This is a genomic window from Trichocoleus sp. ST-U1 (assembly GCF_039961835.1).
Taxonomy (GTDB): Bacteria; Cyanobacteriota; Cyanobacteriia; order Cyanobacteriales; family FACHB-T130; genus FACHB-T130.
Genome location: NZ_JAMPJZ010000094.1, coordinates 1 through 19,033 on the forward strand (window position 1 = coordinate 1; position 19,033 = coordinate 19,033).

17 protein-coding genes are annotated in these 19,033 nt (G+C 46.1%); 15 read left to right on the forward strand and 2 right to left on the reverse strand.

What is annotated here, in order from left to right; genetic code table 11:
- The 10 genes from NDA06_RS22885 to NDA06_RS22930 form a co-directional block, all read left to right on the forward strand.
- Positions 1 to 405 (forward strand): ATP-binding protein (locus NDA06_RS22885; RefSeq protein WP_348251873.1); only part of this gene is annotated, 405 nt, incomplete at its 5' end.
- Positions 406 to 762: 357 nt separating this feature from the next.
- Positions 763 to 2,976 (forward strand): phosphoketolase, encoded by a 2,214-nt coding sequence (locus NDA06_RS22890; RefSeq protein WP_190986229.1) that lies wholly within the window; start codon positions 763 to 765, stop codon positions 2,974 to 2,976.
- A gap of 79 nt (positions 2,977 to 3,055) precedes the next feature.
- Positions 3,056 to 3,607 (forward strand): hypothetical protein, encoded by a 552-nt coding sequence (locus NDA06_RS22895; protein WP_190986228.1) that lies wholly within the window; start codon positions 3,056 to 3,058, stop codon positions 3,605 to 3,607.
- 67 nt (positions 3,608 to 3,674) lie between these two features.
- Positions 3,675 to 3,920, forward strand: a complete 246-nt coding sequence (locus tag NDA06_RS22900) for a type II toxin-antitoxin system HicB family antitoxin (protein WP_339380549.1) — start codon at positions 3,675 to 3,677, stop codon at positions 3,918 to 3,920.
- Between the two features lie 150 nt (positions 3,921 to 4,070).
- Positions 4,071 to 5,387, forward strand: a complete 1,317-nt coding sequence (locus NDA06_RS22905; protein WP_190986227.1) for a four-carbon acid sugar kinase family protein — start codon at positions 4,071 to 4,073, stop codon at positions 5,385 to 5,387.
- Between the two features lie 134 nt (positions 5,388 to 5,521).
- The gene (minC, locus tag NDA06_RS22910; RefSeq protein ID WP_190986226.1) at positions 5,522 to 6,322 is read left to right on the forward strand and encodes a septum site-determining protein MinC; all 801 of its coding nucleotides are present in this window, start codon (positions 5,522 to 5,524) and stop codon (positions 6,320 to 6,322) included.
- 298 nt (positions 6,323 to 6,620) lie between these two features.
- Positions 6,621 to 7,427 carry a septum site-determining protein MinD gene (minD, locus tag NDA06_RS22915; RefSeq protein ID WP_190411646.1) on the forward strand — a complete coding sequence of 269 codons (807 nt, stop codon included), beginning with the start codon at positions 6,621 to 6,623 and terminating at the stop codon, positions 7,425 to 7,427.
- A 20-nt stretch (positions 7,428 to 7,447) separates the two neighbouring features.
- Positions 7,448 to 7,735 (forward strand): cell division topological specificity factor MinE, encoded by a 288-nt coding sequence (minE, locus tag NDA06_RS22920; RefSeq protein WP_190426276.1) that lies wholly within the window; start codon positions 7,448 to 7,450, stop codon positions 7,733 to 7,735.
- 483 nt (positions 7,736 to 8,218) lie between these two features.
- Positions 8,219 to 9,793 (forward strand): PKD domain-containing protein, encoded by a 1,575-nt coding sequence (locus tag NDA06_RS22925; RefSeq protein WP_190986225.1) that lies wholly within the window; start codon positions 8,219 to 8,221, stop codon positions 9,791 to 9,793.
- 536 nt (positions 9,794 to 10,329) lie between these two features.
- Positions 10,330 to 10,632: a hypothetical protein gene (locus NDA06_RS22930; RefSeq protein ID WP_190986224.1), complete on the forward strand. Its 303-nt coding sequence runs from the start codon at positions 10,330 to 10,332 to the stop codon at positions 10,630 to 10,632.
- Between the two features lie 436 nt (positions 10,633 to 11,068).
- Here NDA06_RS22930 and NDA06_RS22935 read toward each other — a convergent pair whose 3' ends face one another.
- On the reverse strand, positions 11,069 to 11,194 hold the full coding sequence (locus NDA06_RS22935; RefSeq protein ID WP_277878416.1) for a hypothetical protein: 126 nt from the start codon (positions 11,192 to 11,194) through the stop codon (positions 11,069 to 11,071).
- A 57-nt stretch (positions 11,195 to 11,251) separates the two neighbouring features.
- Here NDA06_RS22935 and NDA06_RS22940 point away from each other — a divergent pair, with 57 nt between their 5' ends.
- On the forward strand, positions 11,252 to 11,944 hold the full coding sequence (locus tag NDA06_RS22940; protein WP_199324129.1) for a hypothetical protein: 693 nt from the start codon (positions 11,252 to 11,254) through the stop codon (positions 11,942 to 11,944).
- Here the strand turns inward: NDA06_RS22940 and NDA06_RS22945 are convergent.
- On the reverse strand, positions 11,924 to 12,217 hold the full coding sequence (locus tag NDA06_RS22945; RefSeq protein ID WP_190986222.1) for a hypothetical protein: 294 nt from the start codon (positions 12,215 to 12,217) through the stop codon (positions 11,924 to 11,926). The genes NDA06_RS22940 and NDA06_RS22945 overlap by 21 nt on opposite strands.
- Before the next feature lie 1,002 nt (positions 12,218 to 13,219).
- Here NDA06_RS22945 and NDA06_RS22950 point away from each other — a divergent pair.
- The 4 genes from NDA06_RS22950 (at position 13,220) to atpC (ending at position 18,368) form a co-directional block, all read left to right on the forward strand.
- On the forward strand, positions 13,220 to 14,059 hold the full coding sequence (locus tag NDA06_RS22950) for a choice-of-anchor L domain-containing protein (RefSeq protein WP_190525567.1): 840 nt from the start codon (positions 13,220 to 13,222) through the stop codon (positions 14,057 to 14,059).
- Between the two features lie 1,083 nt (positions 14,060 to 15,142).
- Positions 15,143 to 15,961, forward strand: a complete 819-nt coding sequence (locus NDA06_RS22955) for a choice-of-anchor L domain-containing protein (protein ID WP_348251875.1) — start codon at positions 15,143 to 15,145, stop codon at positions 15,959 to 15,961.
- Positions 15,962 to 16,404: 443 nt separating this feature from the next.
- The gene (atpD, locus tag NDA06_RS22960) at positions 16,405 to 17,853 is read left to right on the forward strand and encodes a F0F1 ATP synthase subunit beta (protein ID WP_190411654.1); all 1,449 of its coding nucleotides are present in this window, start codon (positions 16,405 to 16,407) and stop codon (positions 17,851 to 17,853) included.
- A gap of 98 nt (positions 17,854 to 17,951) precedes the next feature.
- Positions 17,952 to 18,368 carry an ATP synthase F1 subunit epsilon gene (gene atpC / locus NDA06_RS22965; protein WP_190428339.1) on the forward strand — a complete coding sequence of 139 codons (417 nt, stop codon included), beginning with the start codon at positions 17,952 to 17,954 and terminating at the stop codon, positions 18,366 to 18,368.
- Positions 18,369 to 19,033 lie beyond the last annotated feature (665 nt).

The window sequence follows — 19,033 nt, forward strand, 5'->3', positions numbered from 1 at the left end:
GTTTCCAGCGACCTCAAGGCGTTAGATGGTGTTTTGTCATGGTTTGAAGGTTTAAATCAACCTGAGATTCCTAAAAAAGTTTGGCTACAGTGCCAATTAGCTCTGGCCGAAGGCTTTACTAACGCAGTTCGTCATGCCCACAAAGGCAAAACTTCAGATGTTCCAATTGATATTGAAGTTAATTTGTTTTCGGAATGTTTAGAAATCCGAATTTGGGATCAAGGACCGCCTTTTAATTTAGAAGCCCGCCTTAAAAAACCAGAGGAGATCAGCAAGAATGCCACGGGGGGGCGGGGTATCGCCATTTTACAAAAAATCGCGGACTATCTGAGTTATACCCGCACTGACAACCGGAATTGCCTGTTAGTTGTAAAAAATTATTCTAATTTGTTAGCCTCTGATTGAATTTCACACAAAGATAAGTAGAAGTTTAATTTCTAATAAGATTTTAATCTTCACAACTGGAGAAAGAAAAGAGATTTATAGACCTAGAAGGCTGTAGGATCGAGGGTTAAGAGGCTAGGAGTTGGCTGAAGGACGGACTTCTTAGCGTCTGGAGTACGAATGTCTTCAGGAAAACGGTTTTTGGGTTGATGAGCGCCTACCGGCTGAAATAACCATACAACAGAGCGAGCAATAGGATGGGTGCGAGTAGCGATCGCGCAATCCTAGCACTGCTGACGAACCTACCCTACGGGAAGCCAACGCCATTTTACGTTTTTAGCTTCTCGCGCACTTAATTTACAAGAGGAATCTGAGATTATGACCGCACCGACTCAAGAGGCGATGTTAGCGACGCCTGCTTTTTGCGATGGAATTCAATATTTTGGCGAGAATTTGCCAGGATTTGAGACGGCTGGAAAATCTCCTGCCATAGAAGAAGGTAAGCCAAGCATCGCATCTCCCACCGATCCGGCTGCTGTCTTCCAAACTTTATTGTATGCAGATGCTTTACGCTATTTGACCTTGCAAGTCACTGGAAGTAAAGCATCCGGACACCCAGGCGGTTTTGCTTCTCAAGCAGAAGCCTATGCTGCGTTGGTTATGCTCGGTTACAAGAATATCATCACCGAAGTCGGGCATCACGCCCCCGGATTTTATAGTGCCATGTTCTTGGATCGGTCGCTAGAGGACATGGGAATCACGACCGTGCAGCAATTGCGCGATCGCTTCCGGGAAAAACACGGACTCTTAGGACACCTCTCCGGTTACATTCCGGGCATTCTCGCACCCGCTGGCCCCTTGGGACAAGGGCAACACTTCGCAATGGCAGCAGCAAAGCTGCACCGCGACAAGCTTTTCCCCTTCACCCTCGGTGACGGAGGCTTAGGCGAACCCTACATTATGAGTGGGATGGGACACTTCCACACCGCCTATCCCGAAGTCACAAACTTCTTGCCCGTTCTAGTTTGGAACGGCTACAGCCAGGAACACCATAGCATGGTGTCCACCAAATCCAACGAACAGATGATCGGTTACTGGCGCGGCAATGGGTTTGAAGAAGTTGTCTTAATTAACGCTAAAGACTTCGACGATCAAAACCAGCCAGGAGATTATGTTGATAGCACAGCCTTTTCCTTCGAGAAGCGTCTGGAATTCACCAAAGCGGTGCTACTGGCAGTAGATAAAGCAGCGAAATCTGCACTCGGCGGCAAACTCACCGTACTGATTATTAAACAGCTCAAGGGTGCGGGTGTCCACGCCAAAGGTGCAAAATCCCACAACCTCTATCCTAAAGACACCCTGGATAGTGCCCACATCTCCAACGCTTTGAAAGCACGCGCCTTATCCTCTGCGGCGTGGGAATTGGTGCGGACGAATTGCGAACGCGCCGGTGGTGGCCCTGCTTCTAAGACCGTTGTGACAGAATTTGAGTTACCGTTGCCAGACTTGGGTGAATTGCCCTTGGAAGAATATTCTGTCGGTGGCGAGGCAAAGGTGTCAACGACAGCGATGGGGCGTTTGGTGGGGAAAGTCGGAGAAAGCGATCGCAATTTCCTCGTTACCAACGCTGATGGCAACGAAGCTTCTGGCATTGCCAATATTAACCAAGCCCTGAAGATTATCCACCCCACGGTGGACGATCTCTACAATCAAACACCCCAAGGACAAGTTTACGAACCCCTGAGTGAAGACGCTTGTGCTGGGTTAGCGGTTGGCTTATCCCTCATGGGTGCTAGAACTCTCTGGTGTTCCTACGAATCCTTTGCCATCAACGGCTTACCGATTTGGCAAACCGTAACGCAAGCGATGGCGGAATTGCGGCGTCCCACGCCCTCTACGATTACCTTATACACTGCTGGAGCATTGGAACAAGGGCGTAACGGTTGGACGCACCAACGTCCGGAAATTGAAGCCTATTTCGCTGCCATGATGCGGAATGGCAATGTTTTCCCTCTGTTCCCTCCCGATGCCAATAGTATCCAAGTCTGCTACGACTGGGCGCTGACAACGAAGAATAAGGGAATTGTCATTACTGCGAGTAAATCTCCCCTACCGATTCGCACGACTTTTGAACAAACTCGCCAAGGGTTGCGCGACGGTGCCATTGTGCTGCATGAAATCCCCGGTGACAAGATGGTGGTGTTTGCCGTGATTGGCGATATGACGCTGATGCCAGTCTTTGAAGCCGCTGCGTTTTTAGAAACCGAAGGAATTGGCGCGCGGATTGTCTCGATTGTTAATCCCCGCCGCTTGTATCGTCCCCATGATGTCTCCTGGGATACCTGTTCCGAATCCGATGGCGACTTTTTGGACGATGCTGGCTTTGCCAAGCTATTTAATGGTGATGCCTTAGTTGGCGTCACGGGTGGCGCTTCTGGGATGCTAGAACCCATCATGCTTCGGAGTAACTGCAAGCGCGACACCTTCGCCTGGAAGCGTGGTGAAACGACTGCTAGTGCGGGTGAATTGATGGCATTTAATGGTTTGACGGCTGAAGCATTAACAAAACGTGCGATTGAGTTAGTGCATTAAGCTAGATTTAATACCCCTGCCTGAATTATTAGGTGGGGGTATATATTAGATTTACCAAAGAGCTAGCAGAGGTAAACAGATGATAACGCGATTTTTTTTATCCAAGCCAGGTTGGGATAGCGATCCTGAACATAACCCTAGACCTGATATATGCAGAGCTAAAAAATCCTTTGCAGAAGGTCAATCTTTTATTGTTACTTGGACGTGTGCAAAGATTGGAATTATTGAAGTAGGCGATCGGGCTTATTTTAAGCGAGTAGGCAAAGAACCTCGTGGTTTTTTTGCCTATGGCTTAGTGATTCCTGCTAGATATCAGTTATGCCGCAATGATAACAATTATAGTAAACTTAGTGAAGCTTATAACAAGAAAAAATATAATGATTTTACTGTTGATATTGAGTGGATAGAAGTTGTTGATTATGATAGACCTTTAAAAACAACTGACCTTAAAAATAACCCAAAATTTAAAGGCGCGCGTTTAAATCCTCAAACATCTGGAATGAATTTGTTGCAGGAAGAATATGTAGATTTACTAGATTGTGAATGGAAAAAACATTTAGAAGAGTTAATCAAACAAGGTGATGGGTCAAGAAAAAAAGCTGACCTATGTTCGGAGGGAATAAATTGGTAATGCGAACGCACGAAAACTTAATAAAATATTAAAAGCGAACAATAATAAAACTATAAAAATTTAAGTAATTTTAACCTTTAATCCAGAGTATCAAGAGTATATCGCAGAAGTTCCTGAACTTCCTGGCTGTTTAAGTCAAGATAAGACATTGGACGAAGCAATTGAAAATATTAAAGATGCCATCAGAGGCTATCTTTACGTTCAAGCCAAGCATGACTATCCTTATGGGGTGGGGTTGCAGATTGGCGTCAGCGTACAGGAAGAGATGAGAAAATACAGAATCAACTTTAAAACCAATAGACCCGGCGAATAGAATTCGCGGTTACACAAACAAAGTCCGCCTGCGCGGACTCAACCAATTAGATTGAAAACCTGCCCTAAACTCTACTCAAGGGTAAACGATGGCAGGTTTAGTCTGTATAGCTGCGATCGCTTTCTCGCTAGGAGTCGCTAGAGATTTAGCATGACAACCAAACCAAAAATTATTGTCCTCGATGATGACCCTACTGGTTCTCAGACGGTTCACGGCTGCTTGCTGCTGACGCGCTGGGATGTAGATACCTTGCGGTTGGGGTTGGCGGACGAGTCACCGATTTTCTTTGTACTGACGAATACGAGGGCGCTGACTCCAGAAGAAGCGGCAAAGGTTACTAGAGAAGCTTGTCACAACTTGAAGCAAGCCATTACCCAATCAAACACCGATGATTTTCTAATTGTCAGTCGTTCTGACTCCACTCTGCGCGGACATTACCCAGTCGAAACGGATGTAATTGCCGAAGAATTGGGTTCCTTTGATGCTCATTTCCTGGTTCCTGCCTTCTTCGAGGGGGGACGAGTGACCCGCGATAGCGTACATTATCTGATAATTGATGGCGTTCCTACACCCGTTCATGAAACTGAGTTTGCCCGCGATTCAGTCTTTGGCTACCACCATAGTTATTTGCCTGATTATGTGGAAGAAAAGACAAAGGGTAGAATTCCAGCTAACGAAGTAGAACGCTTTTTACTTGCAGATATTCGGGCTGGAAGTTTGGAACGGCTGATGAACCTCAGTAGCAATCGGTGCGGCGTCGTAGATGGGGAAATTCAAGCAGATTTAAACCGCTTTGCAGAAGATATTCTAGCAGCAGCCAGTCAGGGAAAACGCTTCCTATTTCGCAGTGCTGCCAGTATCTTAACCGCCTTGGCTGCTTTGCCTCCGCAACCTGTAGCCGCAGAAGATATGGCGCAATATGTGCGGGAAGGCAAACCGGGCGCAGTGATTGTCGGTTCTCATGTCAAAAAGACGACACAACAGCTAGAACAACTGCTAAAAGAACCAGGTACGGTTGGCATTGAAGTAGAGATTGAACGTTTACTTGATGATTCTGTCACTGCGTTAGAAAGTCTCCTCAATGAAACACTGGAAAAGGTTCACGCAGCGTACAATTCGGGGAAAACGCCTGTAGTTTACACTAGCCGCAAAGAACTTACTTTTAAGGATGTGCAAACGCGGTTACTGTTTGGGGAAGATGTTTCTGCTTTGTTGATGGATATCGTACAGGGTTTACCTGCAAATATTGGGTTTCTCATCAGCAAAGGCGGCATTACTTCTAATGATGTTCTGAGTACAGGTTTGGCGTTAACCTCAGCGCGGTTACTCGGTCAAATTTTGGCCGGATGTTCGATGGTACGGACTCCAGAGAATCATCCCCAATTTCCGAATTTGCCCGTGGTATTGTTTCCCGGCAATGTGGGGGATACGGATGGATTAGCCACGGTTTATCGGCGTCTGAGTTAGCATCGTTAGTCATTAGAAAGGTTGAAGGTTGAGGGATAAGAAGTTCTCCGGTTGCCCTCTTGTCTCCTTGCCCTGATGCCGCTTGCCTATATCATGGATAATTAGTCAATCCGCCCAGGTCAGGCTTTTCGTCCATGACTTCTGATTCGTCCGTTCCAATCGCTGTTTCAGTTGTTCCCGAAAATACAGGGGAAGTAAATTGCCACGAACAAGTCCGCATCAAAAGCGACCAGAGGTGGCTGACATTAATTTTGCCCCCAGAAGCGGAGACACCCACCACGGCTAGCTGGTCTGACCTTTGGCAACAGCTGAAGCAGCGCCTCAATGCCGGTGAACGCTTCTGGCAGCCGAATACAGAGGTGCATTTGGTGGCAAAAGATCGCTTATTAGATGGACGCCAGCTGCAAGCGATCGCAGATGCCCTTGCCGAAGATCGGCTACAACTCAAGCGTGTCTATACCAGTCGCCGTCAAACCGCTGTTGCTGCTGCTGCTGCCGGTTACTCGGTGGAACAAGCACCCCCAGTTTCCCCTCTCAATCAACCGCCTTCGCCGCCAACGACTTTATTAGCAGAACCCCTCTATCTGCAAACGACTGTGCGTTCGGGAGTGGAAATTCGTCATCCCGGTACTGTCATTATCCTAGGAGAAGTAAATCCGGGTGGTAGCATCATCGCATCCGGCGATATCTTAGTGTGGGGACGTCTGCGCGGGATTGCTCATGCTGGTGCTGAGGGCAATCAAGAGTGTTTAATTATGGCGCTACAGATGGAACCCACCCAGCTGCGAATCGCTGATTATCTGGCGAGGGCACCGGAAAATCCACCCGCTCAATTTTATCCGGAGGTTGCCTACGTAACGCCGGAAGGAATTCGGATCGCTAGAACGACTGATTTTTCTAAAACCCAGTCTTTATCGATGGGGGTTGGACGTTAAAGAGGCAATCTAGGGCGAGTGATAAGTTCTGTAGGGGTTGTAAGGGCGATGTCTACTTGGTGCCTGCCCTCAGTTTGGCGCTAGTTTTAAGTTAAGGCGTTATTATTTTTGAGGAGTAAGTATATACTGAACTCAAAACAAAAAAACTCAAAAATAATTGATTGACCTAATTTAAAACGCCAAAATCAAAACTCTCTCAAGGGCGAATTTACTAGGCATAGCTGTGGGAGAATAGACAATTCGATTAAACTCGCCCCTATACATTCACGCACTAAAACGAAGCTAAGAACTTTTCAACATGAGTCGCATTATTGTGATTTCCTCCGGCAAAGGAGGGGTGGGGAAAACCACCGTAACGGCAAATTTAGGTATGGCTTTAGCTAGGGCGGGGCGTCAAGTTGCTCTAGTCGATGCGGATTTTGGCTTGAGAAATTTGGATTTGCTGCTGGGGCTGGAAAATCGGATTGTCTACACGGCGGTTGAAGTCCTGGCAGGCGAATGTCGGTTAGATCAAGCGTTGGTGAAAGATAAACGGCAACCGGGACTGGTATTATTACCCGCTGCCCAAACCCGAACCAAGGAGTCAATCAGCCCAGATCAGATGAAACAGCTGGTTAATGAATTAGCTGCGAAGTACGAATATGTCTTGATTGACTCTCCGGCGGGGATTGAGATGGGCTTCAAGAATGCGATCGCTGCCGCCCAGGAAGCCTTGATTGTGACAACGCCAGAAATTGCCGCGGTGCGGGATGCTGACCGGGTTGTCGGCTTACTAGAAGCCCAAAACATTAAGCGTGCCCACCTGATCGTCAACCGCATTCGACCGGCAATGGTGCAAGCCAATGACATGATGTCGGTAGAAGATGTGCAGGAACTTCTCGCCATTCCTTTAATTGGTGTGATTCCTGACGATGAGCGGGTCATTGTCTCCACAAATCGGGGCGAACCTCTGGTACTGGCTGAAAATCCCACCCTACCGGGAACGGCATTTTTCAACATTGCCCGCCGCCTAGAAGGGGAGCCAATTGAGTTTCTGAATTTGGATGCTGGGAATGACAACTTCTTTTCTCGCATCCGAAAATTATTGTGGTCTAAGATTATCTAACCTTCACATCTGCCCGATCCATGATTAGCGAACTTTTAGAACGACTTTTTCCTCGCATTAGTGCTGACAACAGCCGCGCGGAAGTCAAGCGCCGCCTGCAACTGGTCATTGCCCACGATCGAGCTGATTTAACACCAGAGATGGTGGAGTCAATGCGGAAGGAAATCCTGGAAGTCGTCTCTCGCTATGTCGAAATCGAGGCAGAGGGGTTGGAGTTTTCTCTAGAAAGTAACCAACGGGCGACGGCATTGATTGCCAATTTGCCCATCCGGCGGGTCAAAGCAGATGCGGAGCCTGGGGATACATAATAGCGATCGCTCCTGAATGCGCTCAATGCGATCGCGTTAGCGAAGCGAGGCGTTAGCCTAGCGCTGAAAGAGTCAGTTCGCTTCTGCGGGAGGGGGGCACTCATCCTATTAAAGCCTTCACCAAGTTTTTAATCCTATTTTTATTTCTTGAAACTAAAATAAATCGGCTTCTTTCTCAGGCTTTTATGCTCTCCTGTCTCCTAAGAGCGAACTAAGTTTTCATGCAAACTTAGGGCGAATTGGTCTAATTTGTCATCTAACTTAATCCTCTCTCTAAAGCCAAACTTAAACGGATTGGCTGTTTTTACTGCTGTGGGTGGATAGGAAATTTATGGGTTGCCTTTAACAATAAAAAGAGAATCACTCCAGCATTTAAAACTCTTTTTCCACAAAAAAAGAGCTTTTCAGGAGTCGGTTGATCGGGGCATCGATAAAACCCGTTGCAGCATTAATAATATCTACTTTTGAGGATGAGCCGGTTTAATGACTACCTCTTTGTGGAAACATCTATCAGCCGGTGTCGCGACCACCTTTATCGCTTTGGGAACAGCCGCACCCTCCCTAGCAACCACTCTCTCCGGTTATGCAACGACCGGAAACATGATGAGCGGGATGCAGATTACAGTTGGTTTCCTGGATGGAACCTCCCAAACGGCAACTTGGGGGGTGACAGATTCTATTTCGGGAGGAGCATTTGGAAATGGCTGGTCTCTCACCCAAGCGGGTAATACATACGGTTACGATCCAGCCTATGGTGCATACGGCTGGAGATTGACCCACTCCGGCGTCAGCCCTATTGCCTCGCTGCTAATCAATGCAATTCCTGGAAATGCCGTTTTTGATACTTATCCTTATTTAAATGGTCCCCAGAATACGCCTGGGTCAGCAGAGGGTTGGGAGTTCCAGGTACTATCAGGGCAATCTCCCTCTGCCTATGCCTACTCAGTTCCGATTGACATTTCAAGAGGCGACTTATTTGGGGCACTTTCGATGTCCTGGAACGGCGGATTTAACGGGACAATGCGGTTTATCGCCGATACGGATAGCGGCACCACCGCCGATCCAGTGAAGCCCTTAGAACCACCGCCACCACCACCGCCACCACCGCCACCACCGCCACCACCACCGCCACCACCGCCACCACCGCCACCGCCCCCACCTCCAAACATCGCGCCGGTTCTAAGTTTCGACAATTACACAATTTATGAGGGTCAATCGGTATCGCCGATACTGTATGCGACCGATCCCGATCCCGACTCGATCGCCTTCTTGCTAAATGGGAATGTCGTTGGTAGCGATCCAAATACTTCAGGAGTCCGTGCATTGTCCGTACCCTTAGGGACTTATGCAGATGAGGGAAGTTTTGCCTTAACGGCGCAAGCACAGGATAGTCGAGGTGAGAATAGTGTGCCCGTCACTCGAACGCTGACAGTTCTGAATGTTGCCCCCACCATCACTAGCCTGACCCCAAATTTAACCATTAAAGAAGGCGATCGCTTTAATTTTGATGGCACCGCAACCGATCCGGGAATCTATGATGTTCTCACCTACAATTGGGACTTAGATAACAACGGCCTGTTTGATAACTTCATTGGACCCAACGGGCAATCTTCCTTTGCCGATGAAGGTTTCAACCCCATCGGGTTGCAAGTCTCAGATGGCGATGGCGGGTATGCTTACGGTGGTTTTAACGTGACGGTTGAGAACGTTGCCCCCACCATTACTAGCATCACCTCAGCCCTCACGGTTTTAGAAAACCAGAAGTTTGATTTTGCTGCTACCGCAACCGATCCGGGCGTCCAGGATCTGCTCAGCTTTGACTGGGACATCAATAATGATGGCGTTTTTGATGACTTCACGGGCACTACGGGGCAGTGGGCTTTTAGCAATAGCGGGACTTATACCGTTGGCTTGAGAGTCTCTGATGGCGACGGTGGATTTGCTTTCAGTTCTTTTGATGTGACTGTTGAACACGTCCCCGAACCTTCGAGTGCGATCGCTCTATTGGCGTTTGGTGCTGTTGGTGCGGGTGCTATCCGCAAGCGCAAACATCCCTAAAAAATTAGCTTCTTTGTTAGGCAGGTTGGCATAGCCCAACCTGTCGATTTCGCCTATCTAGATAAAAATTTTGTCAAAAAGCGAATGCTAAGAGCATATTGCTTCTCCCCAATTTATAAACGGGAAATTCCATATAAGTTTATGTAGGACTAAAAAAGGGAAAAATTTCAGTTACAAATCGTACAGTAGCTTTTCAAATGGCTAGGTAGCAACCATGTGGGAAAGTCATATATTTGGTGCGACCCTTGTATGGTTTGAATCTCTGAAACTGCCTATCAAGCGGCATTTCCAAATCAATAATCCCAAATCTAAAGTTCAAAATGGGATGACGTGGAATCCACAGGTTTAGGAAGTGTCTGGAGAACCAGATTCTGCATTCAGGGGATGGGTGATTAGTGCTAATAATCACAATGAAATGCTGAAGCGAAAATGGGAACAGAAAGCTACGGATAAACATCCTTAACTAACTGCAAGGAAAAATTAGCAATTGCCGGATCTTCCTTGGAAGGCATCGCAATTGTTACCAGAGATGAGAGGTGTATTGGGCAATACTATTTGCTACTTCACGTTACATCCAACACCCTAGCTGCAAAGCAGCTACTTTGCAGTTAGCCTATGCCGCGATGATTTGGCTGCTCTCCCCAAACCTCTTTTTCAAAGGAGAAAATTGCGTCAAAGCCTATTATTTAAGGGGGGGTGGGGGATATCCAATAACGACTTTGCGTAGTTTATGGCGGATTGGGGAGTATCTGCACGGCGCGAGCCGAAAAAGCGCCAAATCAGCGCCAAATCAGCGTTCTGCATCCCTAAAACCCGATGCGATCGCCTCTAGAAAGTAAAGTTGCAGGGCGATCGCGCTGAAAGGCTATTAAACTCCTATTCTCAACAGCGAGCCTTTATTAAAAATTCATGAAGCCTTCGTATAATTTTTTACGAACTAGCATTAACCGAGTCATATAAATTCAGTCTGAGGGCTGATTTCGGCTTCCGATTTTGATTCAAATTAGCGATTTTAATATATTGTTTCAATAAAGATTATCGAAAGGTACTGGTAATCTATTCAAAAAATATGCCAGACTTTGCACAGAAATATGTACAACAAAATTTTGATTTTTAAAAGTATACAAAGACACAAGGAGATTTGTAGGTTTTATTGAAACAACAGTGATATTGGCACGTCAGAGAATATACGGTTATCAACATTTAACTGTATAGGCACGAAGTTGTAAAAAGTTATATCCAGAGCGGCTTTGACGAACGGTTGACACAAAACCTTCAAAATTCTTCTGTAGCGATTGATTCTATCTGAGAGTAACCGAAATCCTCATTAGTCATCATTGCCGGTGCTTGGGCTTGCGATCGCCACGAAATCCTCAAGATTCCCTCAATTCGAACGGGCAACCTATACAGTCAATATTCACTTTTTTAGAAAAAAGTTTTATGAGTGCCTTGAGTTTTATGAAAAAACTATCTATGACTGCTGCTGGAGTAGCCTGTTTCTCCGTGGGAGGGATGTGCGCGAATGCACCCCCCCTCAAAGCGGCAATTCTCGCAGTGGATGATTCAGCGTCATGGGCAACAGGGTCAAATGCCCTATCTAAGCTGGGTTTCAATATGGTTCAGGTAGAAAATAGTTCCCTACCAGAGTTTTCGATTCTCTCGACTCTCTCGTCGCCGTTGGGCAATTTGACCTTCAGCCCCCAGGTTCAGAAAATAAATATTAATTCCGGTTGGACAACCTGGAGTCATGGCTACACCGGGGAGGTATATTTTAGCGGCTGGAATGTCTTAACCACGACGATTACACTGCCTGGCGGTATTAGTGCATTTGATTTATATGTGGAGCCAAACCTCTTTGGCTTATTCGACATCGCCGTAACGGGTATGAATGGTACCTCGACCACCCTGTTGCAGAAAGTCAGTGGTTTGTCAGGTGCTAAGTATTTTGGGTTCTACGCCACTGAGGGAGATTTCCTTTCCACCATCAAAATTACTGACCTCTCGAACGGTGCTGCTCATGGGTTTGGCATGGCTGAGTTTCGTCTGGCATCCCGTACAGTTGCGGTTGTTCCTGAATCCTCTTTTGGATTGGGTCTGTTAGCGTTTGGTGCGTTAGGTTCCATTTCGTGGCTATTGCGGAAACAACAGTAAAACAAAGTTTAGGAAAACAGGCCCAAGTGAATCTAAAACCAATATTGAGAACTGCTGTGTCTTCCATCCGGAGGCACGGCAGTTTTTTTGATAAGGGATGTTGAATTCGAGTGTCTCTACCAGAGCGATCGCATCCATCGCTGCATGAAGGATAGCGATCGCAGCGTGTATTGCCTTCCGCTGTATTAAGGGGAAGTCTCTGGGAATCGTACAGCCTCCGAAGGATGTTCTTGAACCCAGCTTAATCCTTGGCTTGTCGAGCGTTGAAGGCACAGCGATTTTTTTACGGCTATTAACTTGCTCTTGGTGCCGTCATCTCGTTACTGATTCAACGATGAGGGCAATATCCGCCACTGGCAGAAATCCACAAACGATACGGTACTCTCTCTTGATTGAGGACACAAAGGAGCGATCGCTCTGAATTCACTTGCCTCACCCAAAGGTGCGAACTGACAAGTCAGCGCTTCGCTATCGCGCTAGAGGCTCATTCACCAGTGCGATCGCGTCTTGCCTAAAATGCCTTACAAGCGATCGCCCTACGATGAAGCGAATGTATTCCGGACAAATTCCTGGCATTAGAAATCTTACTTACTTAATTTCACTTAAAAGCAAAGCTGAAGTTTCACATAAATGGTCTCTCGTCTTTAAGCTTTTAATTTGTCTCAAAGCTTTATTGAGTAAGGCCTGGGACAGATTCTTCCTTATAGCTGTTAACTTGTTTTATGTAATTTTTGGCATAAAACAACAAATAAACATTAATGGTGGCATCCGTAATGCGTAAGTAATTTAGATTTTTGAATGCCTCCAGAAAAGATAGAAATTGAATTGTTTAAGTTTTCTATAGCGTGTTTTTACTGAATAATCCGAAAATTTACGCCCTTGGATTTTGCTAAAAATAACTACTTCCTAAAGAAAGGGGGGGAATGTTTTGGCAAACATTTTCTCTTTACTGGAACTTTGTATACGCTTGCTTGCAAAAATAAGTTTATTTATGAATAGATAGCTTACTCCATAAGCTATTTGGCGTAGATAAACATAGTTAAGCAATCCGCAACGTAACTACCTACGTGCATATTTTTTTGATGAATATTAGACAAACGGACTAGCAATTTCTTTTTGAGGATGACAAATTAGATACAGAAAAGAAATCCGGGGAAGCCAAGGTTAGTTAACTACTATAAGTTCCTACTTATTTGCAGCTTCCATAAATAGAAAAACTGCCATCTTCACCCCAGTCAATTTTTACTGCCAACTCTAACTTGTGTGAGACAAACCATGAATCTTCTTGCTAAAATCGCTGCCTCAACCGCCGTTAGTGTTACTGCTGCTCTCGCTTTGCTTGGGAATTCAGCAATGGCATTCACAGTGACTCAAAACAGCAATACGAATAGTTTGCTGAATGCTTTGTTGGGTGACACGACGGGACTGAGTAACTTTTCGATCAATGCCACAGGCAATGCTGCGGCTTTTGGTCTTTTCAGTGACGACCCCTTCGGTTTGAATCAGGGTATTGTTTTAAGTACCGGAAAAGTCATCGATGTAGTCGGTCCCAATAATACTTCATCGAAGGGTACGGATTTGGGAAGCGGTGGCAGTGCTGGTGACTTGGCTCAACTGGATATCAGCTTTGACGCTGGCGCGACCGTAGACAAGCTGTTCTTCCAATATGTCTTCGGCTCGGAAGAGTTCGTAGAGTGGGGTGGCTCCTCGTTCAACGACTCTTTTGAACTTCTGCTCAATGGCGTCAACCTAGCGAAGTTGAACGATGGCAAAACCGTCACGATTAACAACCTTGTTCCCAATCCCAACGGTCCTTATCACGCCGACTACATTAACAATCCCCAAGGGAGCGCTAGCACTCAATTAGATGGCTACACTAAAACCTTGACCTTTGAAGGTTTAGTGAACAAAAACGCTACGAACACTCTCAGCATCAAGATTAAGGATGTCGGTGATGGTATATACGATTCCGCAGTGTTCATCAAAGGGAAATCTGTGGGAGTCGTAGCGCCTCCGAAGGATGTTCCTGAACCCAGCTTAATGCTTGGCTTGCTGAGCGTTGGTGGTATGACCTTGATGAGCCGTCGCCACAAGCAAAAAGCACTGAAGGCTTAATCCGGCTGGGATGGCAAAGATAGTTCAGGTGGTTGAGTGCCTATCTTAGGCATAAGAGTACGACCTTTAACGCAAAACCCAATTTTGACTGCTAGCTAGCTGTGTCTTTTAGGAGGCACAGCTTTTTTTATGGCTACTCACTGGCTCTTGGTGCCGTCATCTTGATACTGATTCAACGATTAGGGCGATCGCTAGCGCTGGTAGGAACCCAAAGATGATACGACACTCGGAGTGAGAGTGTCTATTATCAAGCGATCGCTCTGAATTCACTTGCCTCACTCAAAGGTGCGATTGCGTCCTGCCTAAGAATGCCTTACAAGCGATCGCCTAACGATGAAGCCAAGGTCTTACGGAGACATTGTGAGCAATTAGAACCTATTTTTTACGTAATAATGCTTAAGTAATTTCACGTACTCTGCAATTTTAAGCTTTATCAAATCTTCATTTAGTGTTTCGTGAAGAATTAGTGTTAAAGCTTGATTTGATAGGACATTCGGCAAATATTTTCCCTTACAGTTGATTTTCTGATTGTAAGTTTTCTGTAAAGCGACCAATAAGCGATTGATGACTCTCTGCTAGATGGAACGCACGTTTCATGCCTTGATGACTGAAAGATAAAAGCAAGATTAAAACCTAAGTAAATTCTACAGAGCCTTTTTTCTCATTTTCTAGGAATTTACTGATTGACATCTGGGATCAAATAAATACTTATCTTGATACTGAAGAAATATCAGGAATAAGGACTAGCCTTTACGGAAATTTCATACTTTAAGCTTTAGTAAAGGTAAGCCTTAGGACAGATGAAATAGTTGCAGCGTAAGCAATTTGCCTATCACTAGCTACTAGCCGTCTAAATTTCTACCGGCTAAGGGTATGTTTTTTTGATGAATTTTAGGCAATCCTACTGGCAACGCGCTTTTCCGGATGACACAGTAGATACAGAAATAAATTTGCACTGGAACGCAAGGCCGATTAAATACTGAAGTTCCTAATAAGTATTTGCAGCTTCTGTTAATAGAAAAGCTGCGATCGCACACCAGGGTATTTTCACTGTCAACATTTGAATCTTGTGTGAGACGGACTATGAATCTTTTTGCTAAAATCTCTGCTTCAGCCGCCATTGGTGTTACTGCTGCCCTGACCATGTTTGGGAATTCAGCAATGGCGTTCTCAGTAACTCCAAACAACAATACAAATGCTCTGCTGCAAGCCCTGTTGGGTGATACGACTGGATTGAGTAACTTTTCTGTCAATACCATAGGCAATGCTACTGCTTTTGGTCTTTTCAGTGACGACCCCTTCGGTTTGAAAAACGGCATCGTCTTAAGTACTGGAAATGTCACCGATGTAGTCGGTCCTAATGATGCGTCAAATACTTCAGGTGCCGGAACGTTGGCTCAGCTCGATATTAGCTTTGATGCTGGCGCTTCAGTAGAGAAGCTGTTCTTCCAGTATGTGTTTGGCTCGGAAGAGTTCGTAGAGTACGGTGGTTCTGCGTACAACGACTCTTTTGAACTGTTGCTCAATGGCGTCAACCTAGCGAAGTTGACCGATGGCAAAACCGTCACGATTAACAACCTTGTTCCCAATGCGGCTGGTCCTTATCATGCCGACTACATTAACAATCCCCTAGGGAGTCTTGGTACTGAGTTAGATGGTTACACCAAAACCTTGACGTTTGAAGGTTTGCTCAACAAAAACGCCAAGAACACTCTTAGCATCAAGATTAAGGATGTAGGAGATACTTCATTCGATTCCGCTGTGTTCATTAAAGGTAAGTCTGTGGGAGTCGTAGCGCCTCCGCAGGATGTTCCGGAACCCAGCTTAATGCTCGGCTTGCTGAGTGTCGGTGGTATGACTTTGATGAGCCGTCGCCACAAGCAAAAAGCACTAAAAGCTTAATTTGGCTGGGATGGCAAAGATAGTTTAGGTGGTTTGCCTATCTCAGGCACAAGAGTAAGACCTTAGATCCGAAGCATAATTTTTGATAGTGCTGTGTCTTTCAGGAGGCACAGCCATTTTTTTATGGCTACTAACTGGCTCTTGGTGCCGTCATCTGGTTACTGATTCAACAATTAGAGCAATGTCCGCCACTAGCAGAAACCCAAAGATGATAAGGCACTGTCTCGATTCAGGACATAAAAGAGCAAACTGACTTTTTCTGCGCTAGGCTAACGCCTCGCTTCGCATGAGCCCGATCGCATCCTATATTCCTATATGGGGATCAACTCAAGCCGCCAGACAGATTCGGCATCCTTTCAGTGGTACTCTGGAAAATGGCATTGCTAAATGTTAAGACTGTTTTCCCGTATCTATACAGATAGATTCACAACATAGGCACAAGCATGGTAGCCACCACAGACAAGACAAACGTAGGGCGTATTACCCAAATCATCGGTCCCGTTATCGATGCGGAGTTTCCCAGCGGCAAAATGCCGCAGATTTACAATGCCTTAAAAGTTGAAGGCAAAAACGAAGCCGGACAGGACGTGTCCGTAACCTGCGAAGTGCAGCAACTTTTGGGTGACAACCAAGTGCGTGCTGTTTCCATGAGTTCCACCGATGGTTTGGTGCGCGGCATGGAAGTAGTAGACACCGGCGCTGCCATTACCGTACCCGTTGGCCCTGCCACTCTGGGTCGGATTTTCAACGTTCTTGGCGAACCCGTAGACAATAAAGGGCCAGTCAATACTGAAGAAACCTTCCCCATCCACCGTCCGGCTCCCAAGTTCACTGACTTGGAAACGAAGCCATCGGTGTTTGAAACCGGAATCAAGGTGTTAGACCTGCTGGCTCCTTATCGCCGTGGTGGCAAGATTGGTTTATTCGGCGGTGCTGGTGTTGGTAAAACCGTCATTATGATGGAACTGATCAACAACATCGCGATCAATCACGGTGGTGTGTCTGTGTTCGGCGGTGTGGGAGAGCGTACCCGCGAGGGAAATGACCTCTATAACGAAATGAAAGAATCTGGGGTTATCAAAGAAGATAACCTCAGCGAATCGAAAATCGCTCTAGTCTACGGTCAGATGAACGAGCCACCCGGAGCGAGAATGCGCGTAGGCTTAGCCGCACTGACAATGGCTGAGTATTTCCGCGATGTCAGTAAGCAAGACGTGCTGCTGTTTATCGACAACATCTTCCGGTTTGTGCAAGCGGGTTCGGAAGTATCAGCGCTACTGGGACGGATGCCTTCTGCTGTGGGATATCAGCCGACTCTGGCAACAGATATGGGCGACCTGCAAGAGCGAATCACCTCCACCACCGAAGGTTCGATTACCTCAATTCAGGCCGTCTACGTACCAGCCGACGACTTGACCGACCCCGCGCCAGCAACCACCTTTGCTCACTTGGACGGAACCACTGTGTTGTCTCGTGGCTTAGCAGCGAAGGGAATTTATCCCGCTGTTGACCCGCTAGATTCCACTTCCACCATGTTGCAACCCAGTGTTGTTGGTGAGGAACACTACGCGATTGCTCGTGAAGTTCAGGCAACGCTACAGCGCTACAAAGAGCTGCAAGACATCATCGCCATTCTGGGTCTGGATGAATTGTCTGAAGATGACCGCTTGACGGTGGCTCGTGCGCGTAAAATTGAGCGTTTCTTGTCTCAGCCGTTCTTCGTGGCAGAAGTCTTCACCGGATCTCCAGGGAAATACGTGAATCTGCAAGAAACAATCAACGGTTTCAAGAAGATTCTGTCTGGAGAGCTGGATTCATTGCCAGAGCAGGCTTTCTACATGGTCGGCAATATTGAAGAAGCGATCGCTAAAGCTGAAAAAATCAAAAGCTAGTCCATAGGCATTTGCCATTAGTCATTAGCCTTTTTTCACTGGCTAATGACTAATGACCAATGACCAATGACCAACTAACAACTGACAACTCACAAATTATGGCTTTAACTGTTCGCGTTGTTTCTCCCGACAGAACTGTCTGGGATTCTAGTGCTGAAGAAGTAATTCTGCCTAGCACTACAGGTCAACTCGGTATCCTCAGCGGTCATGCTCCTTTATTGACAGCCCTGGATATCGGTGTCATGCGTGTCCGTTCTGGTAAAGATTGGGTGCCCATCGCCCTCATGGGTGGCTTTGCAGAAGTGGATGAGAATGAAGTAACCATTCTGGTTAACGGTGCCGAGCGCGGCGACAAAATCGATCGGGAACAAGCCCGTGCTGCTTATACCGAAGCTGAGGCGAGGCTTAATCAGGTTGAGGGTGGTGGTTCCCGTCAAGAGCAAATTCAGGCAACTCAAGCCCTCAGACGCGCCCGCGCTCGTTTTCAAGCTGCTGGTGGCATGGTTCAAGCCTAAAGTCTGTCAAAATTTAAGTCTTCTGAAAAGCTTCTCCTGTAACTCAACGGGAGGAGCTTTTCGTTTGGGAGAGGTTAACAATCATGAGTATTGCACTCAGCCAAGCGATCGCTTGCTTGAGAAATTTAGAGCGTTTGTCAGTTGGGTGGAATATAGTGCAGCTCTAACGTTCGGTAGGGACTTTTTGACTGCCATGTCCTTACAGATGTATCCCACTTCTCAATTCATCTGCAACTAATTTGGGACAGCTAATGGCAAGATTGCTAATCAATGAACAATTAGCTATAAAAAACAATATTTATAAAATATTCCCATACCTGAGAATCTTTCCATCTGTTCACCCTTAAATGATCGAGCCAATTCATAATGTATATTTCGGCTATAAAATACTATAAATAAATACACAAATATTTTTACAAATTAATAATTATTTTTACACTGCCACATCTGCTTTTGACGAAAAATGATTAACCACTAGCCTGCTTTGTCTAAAAAATCAGGTTTGCTGCTGAATGGTCGAATATTAATCCTGCTACCTGTCGAAAGTTAAAAAATGCAAAGTTGAGGCAGGTCTCAAAAAGGCTTCAGTTGCAATGAATTCAACAAGCAGCCTATAAAAACCAAAGCAAAAATAGCCAGCTTTATGAAAATTTCCTAAAGCAAAA

Bases quoted from the DNA above. Each gene is read 5' to 3' on its own strand.
- NDA06_RS22890 (WP_190986229.1), top strand. From the start codon at position 763: ATGACCGCACCGACTCAAGAGGCGATGTTAGCGACGCCTGCTTTTTGC.
- minE (WP_190426276.1), top strand. From the start codon at position 7,448: ATGATTAGCGAACTTTTAGAACGACTTTTTCCTCGCATTAGTGCTGAC.
- atpD (WP_190411654.1), top strand. From the start codon at position 16,405: ATGGTAGCCACCACAGACAAGACAAACGTAGGGCGTATTACCCAAATC.
- NDA06_RS22955 (WP_348251875.1), top strand. From the start codon at position 15,143: ATGAATCTTTTTGCTAAAATCTCTGCTTCAGCCGCCATTGGTGTTACT.
- minD (WP_190411646.1), top strand. From the start codon at position 6,621: ATGAGTCGCATTATTGTGATTTCCTCCGGCAAAGGAGGGGTGGGGAAA.
- minC (WP_190986226.1), top strand. From the start codon at position 5,522: ATGACTTCTGATTCGTCCGTTCCAATCGCTGTTTCAGTTGTTCCCGAA.
- NDA06_RS22895 (WP_190986228.1), top strand. From the start codon at position 3,056: ATGATAACGCGATTTTTTTTATCCAAGCCAGGTTGGGATAGCGATCCT.
- atpC (WP_190428339.1), top strand. From the start codon at position 17,952: ATGGCTTTAACTGTTCGCGTTGTTTCTCCCGACAGAACTGTCTGGGAT.
- NDA06_RS22905 (WP_190986227.1), top strand. From the start codon at position 4,071: ATGACAACCAAACCAAAAATTATTGTCCTCGATGATGACCCTACTGGT.
- NDA06_RS22950 (WP_190525567.1), top strand. From the start codon at position 13,220: ATGAATCTTCTTGCTAAAATCGCTGCCTCAACCGCCGTTAGTGTTACT.
- NDA06_RS22925 (WP_190986225.1), top strand. From the start codon at position 8,219: ATGACTACCTCTTTGTGGAAACATCTATCAGCCGGTGTCGCGACCACC.
- NDA06_RS22940 (WP_199324129.1), top strand. From the start codon at position 11,252: ATGAAAAAACTATCTATGACTGCTGCTGGAGTAGCCTGTTTCTCCGTG.